The organism is Marinitoga sp. 1138, from assembly GCF_013363265.1.
GTDB lineage: Bacteria > Thermotogota > Thermotogae > Petrotogales > Petrotogaceae > Marinitoga > Marinitoga piezophila.
This window is the reverse complement of record NZ_LBFA01000006.1, coordinates 271,444-289,415: the sequence shown is the minus strand read 5'-3', so window position 1 is coordinate 289,415 and position 17,972 is coordinate 271,444. Positions and strand designations below refer to the sequence as shown.

Sequence of the window (17,972 nt, the reverse complement as noted above, 5' to 3'; positions counted from 1 at the left end):
TAAAAAATCGACCATTTTTTTAATTTTGTGATATAATTGAATTAAAGATGTATTAATAATTTTTAGGGGGCGGTATTATGAAACGATTGTATAAAATTGTATGGCTGGGTATGATATTGATATTATTAGCAGGATGTTTTTTAAGAAATACAGCACCGTTAAAACCGTATGAACCATTTCCTGCAAATAATTCAACAAATGTTGCAACGGAAATAACATTAAAATGGAATTGCCAGGATTCAGATAACGATAAATTACTATATAACGTATATCTGTCAGAATCCAATGGAAATTTAACTCCAGTAGAAGTGGATTATCCAAAAACTGAAATAAAATACACAAATTTACATCCAGATACATTATATAAATGGAAAGTTGTTGCAAAGGATAATAGAGGAGGGATTACAGAAGGACCAATATGGTATTTTAAAACAATAAGCGAAAAGGAAAAAGAAAATGATGTTTATAAAAACTTAGAAATCGTTTTCTTGACGCCAGAAAATGGTCAAATAATATCTCAAACAGATGAAGCAACCTTGGAATGGAAAATGAATAAAGATGATTTTAAGGTTAAAGAATATAGCATATATTTTGGAGATAATCCCATTCCACCGTTAGTAAAAGAACATTATAAAGAAAAATATTTTTATTTAAGTCATTTAAAACCTGGAAAGAGATATTATTGGAAAATAATATCTTATGGTGAAGATGGTGGATTTGTGGAATCAAAAACGCAATATTTTTATACAAAACAGGTAGAAATTCCGGGTAATCATTCGCCGGCTATAGACTTAATATCTCCGGAAAATAATATAACATTAGAAAGTACAAATACAGTAAAAATAATCTGGGACAGTAAAGATCCGGATAATGATAAATTAACATATAATGTATATTTTGGAGATTTTCCTTTACCCTCTTTAATAAAAGTGGATTATGATTCAACAAGCTTAATAATATCAGATCTTAAAGAAAATAAAAAATACTATTGGAGAATTCAGGTAAAAGATTCCAGAGGTGCATTAACAGAGTCTGACACTTACTATTTTATTATAGAACATAGTGGGGATAATCCGGAAAATACTGATCCAGCTATAGATATAATAAGTCCTTTAAACAGTGAAACATTGATTAGCACTGATACAGTAGTACTGGAATGGAAAGGATCAGATATAGATGGTGACCAGATTAAATATGATGTATATTTTGGAGATATATCAAGTCCTCCATTAATAGAAAGTGGATATGAAAAAACAACAATTACAATACCAAATTTAGAAGAAGATAAAATATATTATTGGAGAGTAATAGCAAAGGATAATAATGATGGTGAAACAGATAGTGGAGTATATAAATTTAAAACCAATAAAGAAATGGAAGAAAATAATCATATTCCGGTAGTAACAAAGGAAAGTCCTGATGATGGGGAAGAATATAGTTATGAAACAACAGAAATAGAATTAAAATGGGAAATAAGTGATGAAGATGGAGATGAAGTAAAATCAGATATATATTATGGAGAACAAAAGAATCCACCGTTAGTACAGGTGAGCAGTGAAAGTACAGGTTACATAATTCCAGTAGAAAGAGGTAAAACATATTATTGGAAAATAAGAGTGAATGATGGACGAGGCGGCATAAGCGAAACAGGAATAAGTTCAGTAACAGTTGCCGAAAAACCAAACAATGTACCATCAATAAGTATAGTAAATCCAATGAATAATGAAACAGTAGAAAGTACTGATACAGTAGTATTGGTATGGAATGGATTGGATATAGATGGAGATCAGATAAAATATGATATATATTTTGGAGATATATCAAGTCCACCGTTGGTAGAAAGTAGTTATGAAAGCACAACAATAACTATATCAAATTTAGAAGAAGATAAAACATATTACTGGAAAGTAATAGCAAATGATGGAAATCGTGGAGAAACAGAAAGTGCAATTTATAAATTTAAAACAAATTCACCACCAGAAGATCCTGTATTAATTTCTCCTGATAACCTGGAAAAAGTATATGAAAATTCTGTTATTTTAAACTGGAATGAAGTAGTAGATAAGGACAACGATACTGTAGTTTATGATTTATATACAAGTACTGTATCTACAAATACTCTTGCAATTACTGCATCGGATTTAACAACAAATTCCTATACTATTTCATTGACTACAGATGTTCTATACTGGCAAATAGTTGCAAAAGACGAACACGGAGCTAAAAGCTTCAGTGAAATATATACTATAAGACATATAGTTCCAGGAACATTAAAGTTCAAAATAGATACAGGTGGGAATTATATTGCAGCAAATCCTGTAATAGACGATGAAGGAAATATATATATAACCTATTCATCCTCAAGTACAGAAAATACAAAAACATATGTTTCAAAGTATAATTCAAATGGTAATTTGGAATGGAATACAATGCTTGTTTATTATATAGTACAAGGTAGTATGATAGACGATTTTCTGGCGGGGTATAGTTTAATGAAAGGTTATGATGGGAATATTTATACTACATTACGAGGAAACGGTTCCTCTATGGTTGCAATTGATTCAGATTTGGGATTTGTGAAATGGTCTATTCCAGATATTGCCTCTAATTTATTCCCATATTTTACAAGTATAGAAGATGGTAATTTGTATTTTATAGGCAAAGATGAAACAGCAGGGAATCTTATTGGTGCAACATTATTTGTAACATATGAAAGTGGTTCCTGTTCTACTACAACTATTAATGCCAATACATCGGATGTTTCAGGGATAATCTCAGCTAAAATAGAAGGAGTAGATTATTTGTTTATACCATTTGAAGGTTCTAACCCAGGTGTAATAAAGTTGGATGCTTATTTTGGTGAAAAAACAACTGAAGGATTTAAAGCAGCATATGGAGTGATATATAGTAATTATAACAATGAAAACTATCTTATAACTAGTTTTACTACTGGAGATGATTATTCGATTGCTTATTATAATATAGATACAGAATTTTCTACAGATACAATTATGTCTGATCCGCCATCATCAGTTGGATTTAATCCGGGAATGCCGGTTGTAGGAAGTGATGGAACAATTTATGCAGTTTATTATGATAAATTATATGCAGTAAATCCGGATCTTACTGAAAAATGGTCAATAACCTTACCAAATGGTGATCATATATTTTCACGTTCTCCAGCAGTAGGAAGTGATGGAACAATTTATGTTTTAACTGACACAAAATTATATGCATTTAATCCAGGAGATGGAAGTGAAAAATGGGTATTTACACTTGATTCTGGAGACTATACATATTTTCAAAGTCCAATAATATCAAATGATGGAACAATTTATTTTTCTACTTATAATGGTTATATTTATGCAATATATGATAATATAACAGGACCGGATTCGTCAAGCTGGCCAATGATAGGCAAAAATTCAATGGGTGTTTATTGAAAATAACAGGGACTTTTCAGGTCCCTGTTATTTTTTCATGTTATAATAATAATATAAGTAAAATTTTAAAATAAAAAGGTGATATAATGCCAGACTTTAAATTATATTCAAAATATAAACCTCAGGGTGATCAACCAGAAGCAATAGATAAATTAGTTGAAGGAATAAAAAAAGGATATAGATTTCAAACGTTATTAGGGGTCACCGGTTCAGGCAAAACATTTACCATGGCCAATGTAATAGAGAGATTAAACAGGCCTACTTTAATATTATCCCCAAATAAAATACTTGCTGTTCAATTATACAGAGAATTTAAGGAGTTTTTCCCTGAAAATAAAGTTGAATTCTTTATAAGTTATTACGATTATTATCAGCCAGAAGCATATATACCAACAAGAGACATGTATATAGAAAAAGATGCAAGTATAAATGAAATTCTTCAAAAAATGCGATTATCCACATTAAAATCTGTATTAACCAGAAGGGATGTTATAGTGGTATCCAGTGTTTCGGCTATATATGCATCTGGAAATCCTGAAGATTTTGCCAATATAAATTTAAAAATAAAAGTAGGAGAAGAATATAATAGACGATTTATTTTAGAATCACTTGCAAAAATGCTTTATAATCGCTCAGAAGATAAACATACAGGCGGTAATTTTAGATTTAAAGGGGATATACTCGAAATATATCCACCATATGAAGATTTTGGAATTAGAATAGAATTTTTTGATGATGAAGTTGAAAAAATATACTCATTTGATATATTAAACAGAACTAAGATTGAAAGTTTTGATAAAATTACCATTTATCCTGCAAGCGAATTTGTTACCACTGAAGAAAAGATAATGAGAGCAACTCAGTCTATTCGCGAAGAACTGGAAGAAAGACTGAAAGAATTACAAAAAGCAGGTAAATTACTTGAAGCACAAAGATTAAAACAAAGAACATTAATGGATATAGAATTACTGGAAACATTGGGGCATTGTAAAGGAATAGAAAATTATTCAAGGCATTTTGATATGAGGAAACCTGGAGAACCGCCCTGGACATTACTTGATTACTTTGACGATGATTTTATTACATTTATAGATGAAACGCATATAGCTATTCCTCAGCTTAGAGCAATGTGGGCAGGAGATCATTCCAGAAAAAGAAATCTTATAGAATACGGTTTTAGACTTCCGTCAGCATTTGACAATAGACCGCTGAAATTTGATGAATTTATATCGAAAATTCGCCAGACAATTTTTGTTTCTGCAACACCGGGATCATTTGAATTTGAGCATTCTGAACAAGTAGTAGAGCAAATAATCAGGCCTACAGGCCTTATTGATCCAGAAGTAATTGTTCGTCCTACAATGGGTCAGGTGGACGATTTTATTGCAGAATTAAAGAAAATAATATCTCGAAATGAAAGAGCAATAGCTGTTGTATTAACCAAAAAAGATGCAGAAATGCTTTCTGATCATTTAAATTTGCTCGGAATAAAAGCTACCTACCTTCATTCTGAATTAGATGCAATAGAAAGAGCTGAAGTTATTAGAAAACTAAGAAGTGGTGAAATTGATGCGGTAATAGGTGTTAATCTTTTAAGAGAAGGTCTTGACTTACCAGAAGTTTCGCTAGTTGCTATAATGGATTCTGATAGAGAAGGTTTTTTACGTTCAGAAACTACATTAATTCAGACTATAGGACGTGCAGCAAGAAATATAAATGGAAAGGTAATATTATATGCAGATAAAATTACTGAAGCAATGCAAAAGGCAATATATGAAACAAATAGAAGAAGAAAGATTCAGATGTATTATAATGAAAAAAATAATATAATTCCTAAAAGTATTATTAAGGAATTACCTAAAAATATTTTTGAACAATTCATGGAAAAAACAGAAAAACCGGAATTTATCTTTGAAGTAGCAGAAGGAACAACACCGGAAGAATATATTCAATTATTAGAAGCAGAAATGTTTAAAGCGGCTTCAGAATTAAGATATGAAGATGCTGCAAAATATAGAGATGAAATAAAAAGGGTAAAGAAAAAATATAGAATAAAATAAAAGATAGGAGGTTAAAGATGGATAAAAAGTACAAGGATTTACAGTTTTATAAGTTTTGTGCTTATGGATTTTTGAAAAATTTGCGATTTTTTGAGCCTTTTCTTGTTTTGTTTTTTCTTGAAAAAGGGCTTAACTTCTTTCAAATAGGTACGCTTTATTCAATAATGAAAATTGCGACAAATATTCTTGAAATTCCAACTGGAATTATTGCTGATTCTGTTGGTAGAAGGCGATCTATGGTATTTTCTTTTTCAAGTTATATAATTTCTTTCATTATTTTTTATTTTTCTAAAAGTTATACTATTTTTGCATTTGCGATGATTCTTTATGCTTTTGGTGAGGCATTTAGAACAGGAACGCATAAAGCTATGATTTTTGAATATTTAAAAATCAAAGGCTGGGAAAAGATGAAGGTTCATTATTATGGTAATACAAGATCATGTTCACAGCTGGGATCTGCTATTTCATCTTTAATAGCTGGTGGTATTGTATTTTATTCTGGAAAGTATCAAACTATATTTTTATTTACGATAATTCCGTATATTTTTGATTTAATTCTAATGCTCACTTATCCAAAGGAATTAGATGGAACGCTTGAAAGATTTGATTTTAAAGAGTTTACCAATTCATTTAAAAAGGTAATTAAAGAATTTGCTGTAGCATTTAAAAGTGCAAGATTATTTGGAAGCATTTTAATAAGTTCATCATATACAGGTTATTATTCTGCAGTAAAAGACTTTTTGCAACCTATGTTGAAATCATTTGCAATATCTTTACCAATATTTATGAGTTTAAGTGAAGATAAACGCTCTTCGCTGGTAATTGGTATAGTATATTCGGTAATATATTTTCTTACATCTTTTGTATCAAGACGTTCTGGTAAGTTTGCTGAAAAGTTTAAAACATATTTGAAGCCGCTGGTATTAACAATGAGTCTTGGGTTTGTTTTTGGAATATTAAGTGGAATAACCTATGAATTTAAATTATTTACAATTTCTATTATCTTTTACCTTGGAATATATTTAATAGAAAATTTAAGGAAGCCTATAAGCGTAGCCTATATTTCAAATAATATAGATAATAATATTCTTGCTTCTGTACTTTCAGTTGAATCGCAATTTAAAACTCTTTTAACAGCAATATTAACTCCTGTTATAGGATATTTAGCAGATTTGATAGGAATAGGTTATGCATTAAGTATAGTCTCTATTGGTTTAATAGTTTTGACTCTTATTTCTTTAAAGTTTGCAGCTCATAATGAGATTTAATAATAAAATAGCGAGCTTGAATAAACAAGCTCGCTATTTTATTATACCAACAGATAAATTGATATTATTTCTTTTTGGAAGTATTTCAATAACTTTTGGTTGATATTTCTTTTTAAAGACGGTTCTATCAAGATAGGCAATTACTCCATATGAAATTGATATTCCAATTATCCCTGATACAAAAGCATAAGTATCGCTTTTTGTAATAAAATATGCAATAACTAAAAATAGAATAAACATTATAAGAGGAAAGCCATATATAATGAATGAAATTTTGGATACAGAAAATTCCGGTAATTCTATTACAACATAATCTCCAATTGAAGGCATTTTTTCAAATTGAGATTTATTAATTTTCATGGTTCTTTGTGAACTTCCAGCACTACATGCTCCATTTAGAGTACATGTTTCACATGCGGAACTCATGTTGCTAATAAGATATACATTATTGTCTTCTATGTTTCCAACCATAAATACTTCTCGCATATTATTCCTCCGCGTCAATGCTTACTATTATTTTTGAAATAATAGTACTTTTATATTTTTCTGTAATAATATAACTTTCCTGAGTTAAAAAATAAGCTCTTACATATGATTTGTATTTTGCAATATCCTCTTCTAAGTTTTCATCGAAATCCACATTTTCACCATCTAATATCATATTAATTAATTCTAATTTCTTTTCGTCTATCATAAGAGGCCTTCCTCCTTGAGAAGTTTTTGGAATTTCTTCCTTGCATAATGCAAACGGCTCTTTACACTTCCAAGCGGTTTATTTAATTTCTTGGCAATTTCATCATAACTAAGACCGTCAATATCTCTTAATTTAATAAGGGTTTTATCTTCCTCGGATAATTTATCCATGATTTTAATGATTTTATCCATTTCCATTTCATCAAAAACTTCATTTGAGACGTTTACATCAGAATGTGGTTGGATTCCAACGCCTTCTGTATAATTTTCAGTAAGATCAATATTTTCCACAGGGTTTTTAATTTTCTTTCTTATGAAATCCTTTCCAACATTAATAGTGATTTGATAAATCCATGTCGAAAGCTTTGAATCCCCTCTAAATGTATGGATTCCTTTAAATATCTTATAAAATACCTCTTGAAGAGCATCTTCAATCTCATTTGGTCCAACATAATTTTTGAGGGTTACATATATTTTGGGTGCATATTGATTGTATAACTCTTCAAAAGCTTCTTTATCTTTAGCTTTTAATCTTTCAATTAATTTTTTTTCTGTCAAAAAAGATCACCTCTTTGTGGTTTTTAAATATTATACCACAAAAGAGGTTTATTCCTTATTATTAGACTTTTAATTTTTTATTTTGTTCAAAAAGTTTAATATAATTTATTTTCTGATTTCCAATATTACGTTTTGAAGATATAAATTACCAAGATGAGATAAAAATACAGGTTTTTCAGGATCTGAAATATCATAAATTAATAATCCATTTTCTCCGTCTGCAACGTATAAATAATTTTTATAAATATATCCTCCATAGCAGAATCCTTTTGTGTCTATTTGAGATAATAATACAGGTTTTTCAGGATTGGATACATCTATTAAAGCAAACCCTTTTTCTCCTTTGGCATAGAATACAATGTTATTATCATAAAATACTCTTCCCCATTCTGATTTTATAGTTAGTTTTGAAATTAATTTTGGATGTATTTTATCTTTTACATTTATAATCTTTAACCCGTGATCGCCATCAGCAAGATAAGCTATGTTATTATGAACTACAATATTATATGCAAAACCATCAGCGTCAAAGAAGCTTACTAATTTGGGGATTCTTGGATCAGAAACATCAACAATTACAAATCCATCATATCCCATTGAAATATATGCATAATTATCCTCTACAAAAATTCTTCCAGAAGTTCCTTTTAAATCGAGATAACTTAATGATTCTAAAGAATAATCTTTATTTATTTTTACAACTTCCATTCCAGAGTTTCCTTCAAGAATATATGCAATATCTCCTTTTACAAATATTGAATATACCTTTCCAAAGGTTTTTAGTTTAGCAACTTTTTTCGGATGTTTTAAATCGGTGATATCTGCAACAACAAAACCATTTATCCAATCTGCTATATATGCATGTGTTTCTTTTACATAAAGTCCTACAGCCCAGCCTTCTGTATAAACATGATTTATAATTTTTGGATTTTTAGGATCTGTTACATCTATAATAAACATTCCCATTCCGCTACCTGTTGTATGAATATATTTCTTTTCAATTATTTCTTTTTGTATTTCTTTTTGTGGAATAGTTTCTAATTTTTCTGTTGCTTCTGTTGTTTCTATTACTTCTAATGTAGAGGTGGGTTCATTGGTTATAATAGTGGTGCTTTCAATGGTAATATCTTCTTCACTTTGTGTTTCTGTAGCGTTTTCGGTAATTATTTCAGAGTTTTCCAGAGGTTTGGTTGTAAAATTCCAGATAGAGCTTTCTTTTTCTTCATTATCAGATTTTGCAATAACTTTCCAGTAATATGTTTTTCCTGGATCTAAAGATAATTCATAGAATTGGTATCCTAAGTTTTGAGCTACTGGTGTAAAATCGTCTGGGTTTAATCCCATATAAACGTCAAATAAAGCTTCTTTACCTGCGTATTGCCATTCTAATTTTACATTTGTTTCTATATTAGTTGCGTTATTTGTTGGTTTTGGGTTGAAAGGTGTTCCTAATTCTTTTAAAGATTTTGTCTGGAAAGCCCATACTTCCCCATAGGTAATTCCGCCATGTTCATCTTTGGCGACAACCTTCCAGTAATATCTTGCATCTTCTTTTAAGTTAACTTCTAAAGAATTTTCTGTAGTGTTTGAAGCTAAAAGTTTTAAAGTATCAATTGATCTGCCAAGATATACGTCATAATATATTTTATCCCCATCAAGATCTTCGCATTGCCAGGATAAAGTGGTAATCACAGGAACATTAGAACTTCCATCTTTTGGTGTGGGATTATATGGTTTTAAAGGAATAGAATTTTCTGTTGAAAAAAACCATATATCACTTTCTGTGGAATCTTTTTTATCTTTTGCAACAACTTTCCAATAATATGTTTTGTTATAATTTAATACTCTGGAGAATGAAGTTTCAACTAAATCTGTTGCAATGGGTGTGAGATTATCCTTTTCTGTTGATAAATATAAATCATATTTTAAGGAATCACCATCAGGATCATTCCCGGCCCATGAAAAAACAATATTTACAGGCAGATCAATGGATCCGTTTTTTGGTGTGAATAATTCAGGTATAGATGGTGGTTCGTTTTTCATTATTATAGGAATAACAACAATTGCGGTCATCAATATTACAAATGCTGAAGCGGCAGCTATAATCAATTTTAGTTTCAAGTTCCTCACCCCTGGATTTTAATTTTTTTTCAATGAATTATTCTATAAACAACTGATTATTCCCTAAAAAATAAGAACTCCGGCAGTATTTACTACCGGAGTTCTATGGTCGGGGCGACTGGACTTGAACCAGCGACCTTTTGCGCCCCATGCAAACGCGCTCCCATCTGCGCCACGCCCCGAAATCCGCACATAATTATAACATATTTTATTAAATGAGTCAATAATAGAAGGTTTAAAAGATTTAAAATTCTGGTATAATTATTCAAAAGGAGGAGGTAAAATGGAAAATAAGAATATATTTTTGAATTCTAAATTAAATATATCTCTGGCTTTTATATTTTTTTCTATGCTATATATATCTTATAGTCTAGTATTGCCTAACTTCATATCTTTTGAGATCCTTGGTGAGTATAATATTGAAATGAAAAAATTTTATGTAATTAATTTTACTACTTTTTTTGGTTTTAATTTTGGAATTTTGCTGTTTAGAATTATTTTAAATATGAATAAAGTAGTTAGAAGGTTCTTTTTTACACTGGTTGTGTTATTAAATGCATTTTCTTTTTTAGCTCCTGATTACGATTATTTTCTATTTTTAAGATTTTTAGCAGGTATGGGATTGGGAGTTTTCTGGATTTATGTCAGAATAAAAACATCATTTTTATCTGAGTATTCAAAAATAAAATTTTATTTTGGAACACTTGGACTTGTTCTTGGATATGTGTTTGCTGCAATGATAAACTTAATTGTTGTTCCGCAACTGGGTTGGAGCGCAGGATTTTTAGTTCTTTTTTCTGGTTTTTTGTTATTTCCATTTAATAAGTATCTTGATACAAATATTAGCTATTTTGATAACAATAAAGAATGTAAAATATGTTTAAATTTCTTTTTCTTTTTGTCCGGCTTTGATTTTTATATATTAATTTCCAATATAAAATTAATATATTTTAATGTGTTTTCTGATTTGTATCTAACAAATCTTCATATTTTTATATTGACAGTATTATTATTAATAGGTATAAAACTTTCAAAGTATATATTTCGTTTTTTTAGCGTCTTTAAGATTATTATTACGTTGAATCTTTTGCTTATCTTTTTTTCTATTATAGGATTTTATACATCTGATAAATTGCTTATAATACTTGTAACCTTTTTGATTTTTGTTTTTCAGAGTATCTCATGGAGTTTTATTTCTCAATTTGAAAGTATAAAAGACGATGTGGAAAATTATTTGTATGCCTTTCATATGAGTATTTTTGGTGGATTATTTGCTTCATTTGTTTCATATCTTTTATATCCTCAAATAGAAAGATATATGTTTGTTTTTATTATGATTATTTCTATGGTTTTTATAATAGCTTTTAAATTCAGTTTAAAAAGCAATTAGAGGAACTATCATTTCTCTATACGATAAACCACCGTGTTTCCCTTTTAGATGAACAAAAGAATTTCCATATTTAAAAACAAAGCTATAATTATCTTTAGCAATCATTGTAAAATCACCAATTCTTTTTTTAAAATCATTATTAAGAGAACCGCCAAAAAGATTAATTTTTTCGCTTTCTTCAATAGATAAAAGATTTCCATAATCTTTATAATTTGAATTAAAATATTCCATAAATTCTTTTTTGCTTTTGGTATAAAAATACATCATTCGCATTTCTCCACCAGGTGGAGCCCATAAATAATTGGAAATTTCATCTTCGTTGGAGAATCTTATTTCTTTTTGTAAGGGAGATTCTAGCATTCCATGATCTGCAGTTATTAATATAACAGTATCCTCTCTTATTTCTGGAGATAATTTTTTTAGCAACTCTTCTTGAAGCATTTTCAAAAACCAGAAAATTTGTGATTTATATTTATGATCTCTTGCTCCATATTTATGTCCAATACTATCCACATATGCATAATATGCAAATTGAAACGAAGTATCGTTGTTTTTTCTGTATTCCTGTAACTTATCATATATCATCCCAAATAATTCAATAGGCGATTTATATCCTTTTATGTTGCTTCCTTTATTATGAATTTTACTTAATCCACTACCGACTATATCTGAATGTGTATGTGTAAAGGTTTTAACGCCTAATTTATTTAACTCTTCATATATAGTTGAAACATTAAGCAAATTGTTTATGAAATATGGTTCATATACGCTATTTCCACCATATAAAGGAGAAAAATCAATCATATTTACCAAAGAACCCAATTCTTTAAAGTATAAAATATATCCTAAAATACCGTGTTCAGCAGGTGTTTTGCCTGTGACAATGGAGGTTATGGCGTTTGCTGTTGTTGATGGAAAAACAGAAGTTGCAGGAAAAAAATGGCTTTTATTAATTAAAGAAAGTTCATGCTTTTTTTCTTTTAATACCAGTTTAAAGGTATCATAACTCATAGCGTCAATTAAAATTAAAATTACGTGTTTTTTTGGTGAAATTGGTATAGGATAAGGTTTGTGAAAAGGTTTTCCGTCAAAATTTTTAATAATCCAATTTGAAATATTAACTATTGAATAATTATTATAATGAGGCAAAATGCCTAAACCTTCTATTTTATTATTGTATATTTCCTTTAAAATATCTCTCCACATAATAGTCTCCTTTTTAATATTTTATTGAAAAATCAGGGTAATTTTCAACAGGAATGTTTTCTTCTTCTATATCTTCTACATCGGAAAAGCCGTTTCCTTTAATTATATAGTCTTTGAAGGTTTCTAATGATTCTTCTGAAGTTCCTTCAGCAATAATTTCAACGCTTCCATCTGGCATGTTCATTACATAGCCTTTTATGCCTAACGATTCTGCTGTGTGATTTACAAACCATCGAAATCCAACACCCTGCACTCTTCCATATACTTTGAATTTTTTAGCTATCACTTTAATACCTCCTTGGAATTTAAATAAAATAAGCTATGGTTCCCAGAGCGATGGTACTAAAAACAGCATAAAGAGGTTTGTTTAATTTAATAATAAAGATTATAGACGATATTAATATTAAAATAGAAAATATATTTAAAGGTAATATCATAGAATATTTTACTATAAGCCTCAATAAAATTGCAACTAAAGCAGGATTAACTCCTTTTACAAATCCAACAAACCATTTTTTATCACGGATTTTTGATTGATATTTGCTTAAAACAAACGCCAATGTCATGGGAGTTAGAAAAATTCCTAATGTTCCATATAACGCTCCAAGAAAGCCTTTTAAATAATAACTGACAAAAGTTGCTGTAATCATTACAGGTCCTGGAGTTATTTGTCCAACAATTAGAGCTGTTGTGAATTCCTTTACATTTAGCCATTGTAATTTCCTAACAATTAATTCGTCCATGACAGCTATTACAGAGTAACCACTTCCAAATCCTGTTGCACCTAAAAGGAAAAAATTATAGAACATTTTAAATATAAATGGATTTTTATAAAATACATATATGCTTATTAATGCAATGGAAATTAAAAACAAAGTCACATATAGTTTATTGCTTTTTGGGACACGTCTTAAATGAATATCTTCTACATGTCCTTCTTCTTTATTTAAAATCATACCCAATAATCCAAATAATAAGATTACGTATATAACATTTATCTTTAAAAACAATAACATTAAAAATGCTGAGATGGTGAAAACATATGAGATTTTTTCTTTAAAAACACCTTTAGAGATTTTAAAAAGTGCATTGGTAATAAATACAAGAATTAAAGGAATAAACATATTTGTTAGAAATTCAATATATGGTGTATTTCCGTATTTTATATACCATTTTGCAAGTAAAATCATTAAAAGAAATGAGGGGGTTATAAAGGTTATTACACCAAGTATTGCGCCCCAGAAACCGTATAACTCAGCTCCAACAAAAGTTATCATGTTCACGGCCATAGCTCCTGGTAAAGGAGAGATAGAAGCAACTGCATTTAAATAAAATTTTTGTGTGATATATTTTTTTTCTTCAACAAGAAGTTTTTTTACATAAGCTAAAACAGAAAAACCACCAAAACCAATTATTCCAAGATATAATGTGATTTTCATCCATTCTAAAATCTCTTTGTGATGTTTTTTCATAAATACCTCCTGAAATTAATATATATTTTGCCATAGTATTTTACCATTTTTAAAATAAAATCGTCAAATTTTAGCTTTTTTCTGGTATACTATATAATAAGAAATAAAAATTTTGAAAGGGGGAAGTTTAGTGAAAATAAAAAAACTAACATTCTCAATGGCGTTAATGCTATTATTATCTATACTGGTAATAGCAAATCCAACAAAACCGCTGTTTATAAACAGTTTTGAAGAAGGGGTAAGTGTAATAAACTTTGAAAATCCAATGGCTCCACAATTAATAGCTTCATACCCAAGTATTATAAAGTCAAAAAATATTCCTGTTTTCTTTGATTCTAAAGTAACTACGTTTTATAAAAATGACGAATATATAATCATTGGGTTAAAATCCGGAAAAGTTTATTTTATTAATTTAACCAATGGAAATTCAGAAGTATTTTCTTTAAAGGATTATCCAACACAAATTAAGGAGTATAATGGAAAAATATATGTTTCTGTATATAAAAATGAGATTATACCTTTTGAAATAAAAGAAAATAAAGTGGTTAAAGAATTAAGAATAAATTCAATTGGTGAAACATATGATTTTGCATTTGCAGGAAATTATTTATATGTTGCTGATGGAATAAAAGGGTTGGCAATATATTCAAAGAGTAATGGTATATATAAATATATGAGGCATTTAAAAACAGGTGGAGATGTTCAAAAGATCTATATAGATGGTGAGCACTTGTATACTCTTGATGGTGCAAGTGGTATTTCAATATTTGATATATCCTTTAAATTGTTACCATTTTTAGTAAAGAGTGTTGATACAGGTGGAGGAGCTAATGCAATATTAAAACATGGAAATTATTTATACGTTACTGACAGATGGTATGGTCTTGAAGTATACAATCTAAACGATATAAACAGTCCAGCAGTTAATAAAAATAAGAAAGATAAAATTCAACCTATATATAGGCATTATACACTTGATACACCTATAGATCTTAAAATTGTTGATAATGACTTTTTAGTAGTTACAGATAACTGGGGTGGTCTTGAAGTATATAGCCTTTCCAATCCTGCAAAGCCTGAACTTGTGAAGATATATAATAATCATACAGACCTTCAAGGGCTTTATGTATCAGGTAATTATCTTTATGCATCAGATAAAAAAGATGGTTTGATTATCTTTGATATAAGCAATCCTGAAAATCCTGTTGAAATTTCATCGAAGAAGACGTTAAACCTTAAATTTTTGCCTCGACGTCTTGAAAAAACATTAAATGATGCAGTAAATGTATTTTCAAAATATAATTATGCTTATATTGCAGATAGACAAAATGGTTTTACAATTTTTGACATTTCAAATTTAAAGGAACCTAAAGTATTATCCAATTATATAGACGTTAAAGAAAATAACAATGTAATTCTTGGCTATACAAATAATTTTATCATTGAAGGAAATAAAGCATTTATAGCAGATGGATATAAAGATCTTGTAATTCTTGATATAACAAATAAAGAGAAACCTCAGATTTTATCAATTAACAGAGTAACAGGAAGAAGCATGGATGTTGCTAAAGTAAATGATTATATATTCCTTGCAACAGATGATGTTGGATTTGAAGTATTTAAGTTTGATGGTAAAGCAGCTGAAAGAGTAAAACCAAAATTTAGAATAAATGGTTTTGCAAAAGATATAGAAGTTTCAGGAGATTATGCATATGTGGCTGTTGACTGGAAATATAAATTGTCAAATTCAACAGTTATTCCAGCTGGTAATCCAGGCGTTTATAAAATAAACATTTCAAATCCTGAAAATGTATCAATTGAGAAGGTATTTTCTTTTAATAATCAGGGTGTGAATAAAGTTAGAATCTTTAATAATATAGGGTTTGCAGCATTAGGTGAAAATGGATTTGTTATTTTTGATACAGTAAATGGTAATATAATTTCCAGAGTTAATACACCTGGAATAGTAAAGGATTTATTTGTAAAGGATGATTACCTATATGTAGCAGATGGGAAAAATGGTTTAATGATATTTAATATTACAAATCCTGGTAATCCTGTATTTGTAAAAAAGATTTTCTGGATGACATTTGGTAATATAAATTAATAATTAGTTTGAGGGGGTATAACAATGGATAACTCAAAAGCTATAGTGTTATTTGAAAATGATGACCACAAATATATATATCTTGGAGTAGAAAAGAATAACCTTGAAGGGATATTTACAAATCAGTTTTTAATAATTCACAAGGGAAAAGGTATTTTGCTTGATCCTGGAGGAGTTCATGTTTTTCCAAGGGTGCTGGCAAATGTATCAGAATATATTGATACAGATGATATTATAGGTGTATTTTATTCACATCAGGATCCAGATGTATCCTCTGGTATAGCGTTGTGGAGCTCTACATTAAATAATGCAAGATTTTATGTTTCAGCATTGTGGGAAAGATTTTTACCTCATTTTGGTGTTTTTGATTCATCGTCTCTGGTGCCTTTAGAAGATAAAGGGGGTAAAATTGAATTTCCAGATGGAGCTCATCTTGATATAATACCTGCTCATTTCTTGCATTCTCTTGGTAATTTTATAGTATATGATCCTATTGCAAAAATATTATTTTCTGGAGATATTGGTGTTGGAGTTGTTCAGCCGTCTGAAAGTAAGTATTTTGTAGAGAATTTTGACGACTACTCAAAACATATGGTAGGCTTCCATCAAAGATACATGGCTTCAAATATTGCAGCAAAAAAATGGGTGTCCATTGTATCAAAACTTGATGTAGAAATGATGACACCTCAACACGGATTATTATTTAAAAAGAGGGAATATGAGCAATTCCTTGATTGGTTTAAAAATTTAAAATGTGGGGTAGATTTAATAGATGATATATACGGGATGTGATAGTTATGTCGGATAACAATAGATCCTTAAAAAATACAATTGAAAAATTAGCCCAGGGAATATATCATGAAAATGTTTTAACATCATTTATAGAAAACCTTGACGAGGTATTGGGAGACAGATTTGAAACAGCAAAGGATGTAACTGAGCAGGTTGGTAATAAGATTATAGAAACAATTGAAAATACCAATCATATTGCTCATGAGATTGAAGAAATGTCTAAACGCAGTTTCGATGAAAAAGAGGAAATATCTAAACTGAATCAGAGTATAATAGAAAAGTTAAAGAATATAGGTGGAAACCTTGAACAGGTAAAAACAGATGTAAATGAATCTATAAATATGGTATCAGAGGCATTAAGCAGTTTTGATGAAGTAATGGAAATAACAAAGAATATAAATAAAATTGCCAGAAAAACAAATATGTTATCTATTAATGCCTCAATTGAAGCTGCAAAGGCAAAAGAACATGGAAGAGGTTTTGCAGTGGTTGCAGAAGAAATTCAGAAATTATCGCAGGAAACAAATGAAAGTGCCAAACAGATAAATGAGAAGATTAATTATCTTTCTCAGGAGATAAAGAATGTTTTGGAAAAGATTAATTATATTGCAGAATTGTTTGGTGTGGTAGCAGGGGTTACCGAAGGTTCTCTTGAAATTCTTGAAAAAAATGAGAGATTTTTAGAAGAGCTGGTTAATAATCTTCAATCCAATACATTAATATTGGAGGATAATATAGGAAATCTTAATATGTCAAAAGAAGATATTATGGATCTTATAAATACTATCTCTATGCTAAACTCAGTTATAAAAAATGTTTTAATGATGCAAAAAAAGATAAAAGATATAAAAATATAGTGGCT

14 protein-coding genes and 1 tRNA gene are annotated in these 17,972 nt (G+C 29.2%); 7 read left to right on the top strand and 8 right to left on the bottom strand.

Annotated features, from left to right (window positions below):
• Positions 1 to 77: 77 nt before the first annotated feature.
• From XO11_RS03280 to XO11_RS03270, 3 genes are all read left to right on the top strand, one after another.
• Positions 78 to 3,443: a PQQ-binding-like beta-propeller repeat protein gene (locus tag XO11_RS03280; protein ID WP_175418157.1), complete on the top strand. Its 3,366-nt coding sequence runs from the start codon at positions 78 to 80 to the stop codon at positions 3,441 to 3,443.
• Between the two features lie 86 nt (positions 3,444 to 3,529).
• On the top strand, positions 3,530 to 5,503 hold the full coding sequence (uvrB, locus tag XO11_RS03275; RefSeq protein ID WP_175418156.1) for an excinuclease ABC subunit UvrB: 1,974 nt from the start codon (positions 3,530 to 3,532) through the stop codon (positions 5,501 to 5,503).
• Between the two features lie 17 nt (positions 5,504 to 5,520).
• Positions 5,521 to 6,771: an MFS transporter gene (locus XO11_RS03270; RefSeq protein WP_014296153.1), complete on the top strand. Its 1,251-nt coding sequence runs from the start codon at positions 5,521 to 5,523 to the stop codon at positions 6,769 to 6,771.
• Between the two features lie 33 nt (positions 6,772 to 6,804).
• Here the strand turns inward: XO11_RS03270 and XO11_RS03265 are convergent, their stop codons facing one another.
• The 5 genes from XO11_RS03265 to XO11_RS03245 all read right to left on the bottom strand — a co-directional run bounded on the left by XO11_RS03265 (position 6,805) and on the right by XO11_RS03245 (position 10,325).
• The gene (locus tag XO11_RS03265; protein WP_014296152.1) at positions 6,805 to 7,257 is read right to left on the bottom strand and encodes a SoxR reducing system RseC family protein; all 453 of its coding nucleotides are present in this window, start codon (positions 7,255 to 7,257) and stop codon (positions 6,805 to 6,807) included.
• A 1-nt stretch (position 7,258) separates the two neighbouring features.
• Complete coding sequence (locus XO11_RS03260; protein ID WP_014296151.1) at positions 7,259 to 7,465, bottom strand: hypothetical protein; 207 nt, start codon at positions 7,463 to 7,465, stop codon at positions 7,259 to 7,261.
• Positions 7,462 to 8,022, bottom strand: a complete 561-nt coding sequence (locus tag XO11_RS03255; protein WP_014296150.1) for an RNA polymerase sigma factor — start codon at positions 8,020 to 8,022, stop codon at positions 7,462 to 7,464. The genes XO11_RS03260 and XO11_RS03255 overlap by 4 nt, the downstream gene beginning before the upstream one ends.
• A 105-nt stretch (positions 8,023 to 8,127) precedes the next feature.
• On the bottom strand, positions 8,128 to 10,143 hold the full coding sequence (locus XO11_RS03250) for a hypothetical protein (protein WP_014296149.1): 2,016 nt from the start codon (positions 10,141 to 10,143) through the stop codon (positions 8,128 to 8,130).
• A gap of 106 nt (positions 10,144 to 10,249) precedes the next feature.
• Positions 10,250 to 10,325: transfer RNA gene (locus tag XO11_RS03245), tRNA-Pro, on the bottom strand.
• 101 nt (positions 10,326 to 10,426) lie between these two features.
• On the opposite strand from XO11_RS03245, the gene XO11_RS03240 reads away from it, so the two are divergent.
• A complete protein-coding gene (locus XO11_RS03240) occupies positions 10,427 to 11,533 on the top strand; it encodes a hypothetical protein (RefSeq protein ID WP_175418155.1) in 1,107 nt (368 codons plus the stop codon).
• On the opposite strand, the gene XO11_RS03235 is transcribed toward XO11_RS03240, so the two are convergent.
• Genes XO11_RS03235 through XO11_RS03225 form a run of 3 tightly spaced genes read right to left on the bottom strand, consistent with a single transcriptional unit; the run spans position 11,519 to position 14,211 of the window.
• Complete coding sequence (locus tag XO11_RS03235; RefSeq protein ID WP_014296147.1) at positions 11,519 to 12,739, bottom strand: alkaline phosphatase family protein; 1,221 nt, start codon at positions 12,737 to 12,739, stop codon at positions 11,519 to 11,521. The two genes, XO11_RS03240 and XO11_RS03235, sit on opposite strands and share 15 nt — an antisense overlap.
• A gap of 13 nt (positions 12,740 to 12,752) precedes the next feature.
• Positions 12,753 to 13,025, bottom strand: coding sequence for an acylphosphatase (locus tag XO11_RS03230; RefSeq protein WP_014296146.1), 273 nt, complete (start codon positions 13,023 to 13,025; stop codon positions 12,753 to 12,755).
• A gap of 19 nt (positions 13,026 to 13,044) precedes the next feature.
• Positions 13,045 to 14,211 carry a chromate transporter gene (locus XO11_RS03225; RefSeq protein ID WP_075780372.1) on the bottom strand — a complete coding sequence of 389 codons (1,167 nt, stop codon included), beginning with the start codon at positions 14,209 to 14,211 and terminating at the stop codon, positions 13,045 to 13,047.
• A 130-nt stretch (positions 14,212 to 14,341) separates the two neighbouring features.
• Between XO11_RS03225 and XO11_RS03220 the strand changes: the two genes are divergently transcribed.
• From XO11_RS03220 to XO11_RS03210, 3 genes are read left to right on the top strand one after another with little or no spacing between them, the layout of a single operon-like run.
• Positions 14,342 to 16,318 (top strand): hypothetical protein, encoded by a 1,977-nt coding sequence (locus XO11_RS03220; protein ID WP_014296144.1) that lies wholly within the window; start codon positions 14,342 to 14,344, stop codon positions 16,316 to 16,318.
• A gap of 24 nt (positions 16,319 to 16,342) precedes the next feature.
• Complete coding sequence (locus tag XO11_RS03215) at positions 16,343 to 17,110, top strand: MBL fold metallo-hydrolase (RefSeq protein ID WP_175418154.1); 768 nt, start codon at positions 16,343 to 16,345, stop codon at positions 17,108 to 17,110.
• 5 nt (positions 17,111 to 17,115) lie between these two features.
• Positions 17,116 to 17,967, top strand: coding sequence for a methyl-accepting chemotaxis protein (locus XO11_RS03210; protein ID WP_014296142.1), 852 nt, complete (start codon positions 17,116 to 17,118; stop codon positions 17,965 to 17,967).
• Positions 17,968 to 17,972 lie beyond the last annotated feature (5 nt).

Coding starts and splice junctions, on each gene's coding strand:
- XO11_RS03280 (WP_175418157.1), top strand. CDS start 78: ATGAAACGATTGTATAAAATTGTATGGCTGGGTATGATATTGATATTA.
- uvrB (WP_175418156.1), top strand. CDS start 3,530: ATGCCAGACTTTAAATTATATTCAAAATATAAACCTCAGGGTGATCAA.
- XO11_RS03270 (WP_014296153.1), top strand. CDS start 5,521: ATGGATAAAAAGTACAAGGATTTACAGTTTTATAAGTTTTGTGCTTAT.
- XO11_RS03265 (WP_014296152.1), bottom strand. CDS start 7,257: ATGCGAGAAGTATTTATGGTTGGAAACATAGAAGACAATAATGTATAT.
- XO11_RS03260 (WP_014296151.1), bottom strand. CDS start 7,465: ATGATAGACGAAAAGAAATTAGAATTAATTAATATGATATTAGATGGT.
- XO11_RS03240 (WP_175418155.1), top strand. CDS start 10,427: ATGGAAAATAAGAATATATTTTTGAATTCTAAATTAAATATATCTCTG.
- XO11_RS03235 (WP_014296147.1), bottom strand. CDS start 12,739: ATGTGGAGAGATATTTTAAAGGAAATATACAATAATAAAATAGAAGGT.
- XO11_RS03225 (WP_075780372.1), bottom strand. CDS start 14,211: ATGAAAAAACATCACAAAGAGATTTTAGAATGGATGAAAATCACATTA.
- XO11_RS03215 (WP_175418154.1), top strand. CDS start 16,343: ATGGATAACTCAAAAGCTATAGTGTTATTTGAAAATGATGACCACAAA.
- XO11_RS03210 (WP_014296142.1), top strand. CDS start 17,116: ATGTCGGATAACAATAGATCCTTAAAAAATACAATTGAAAAATTAGCC.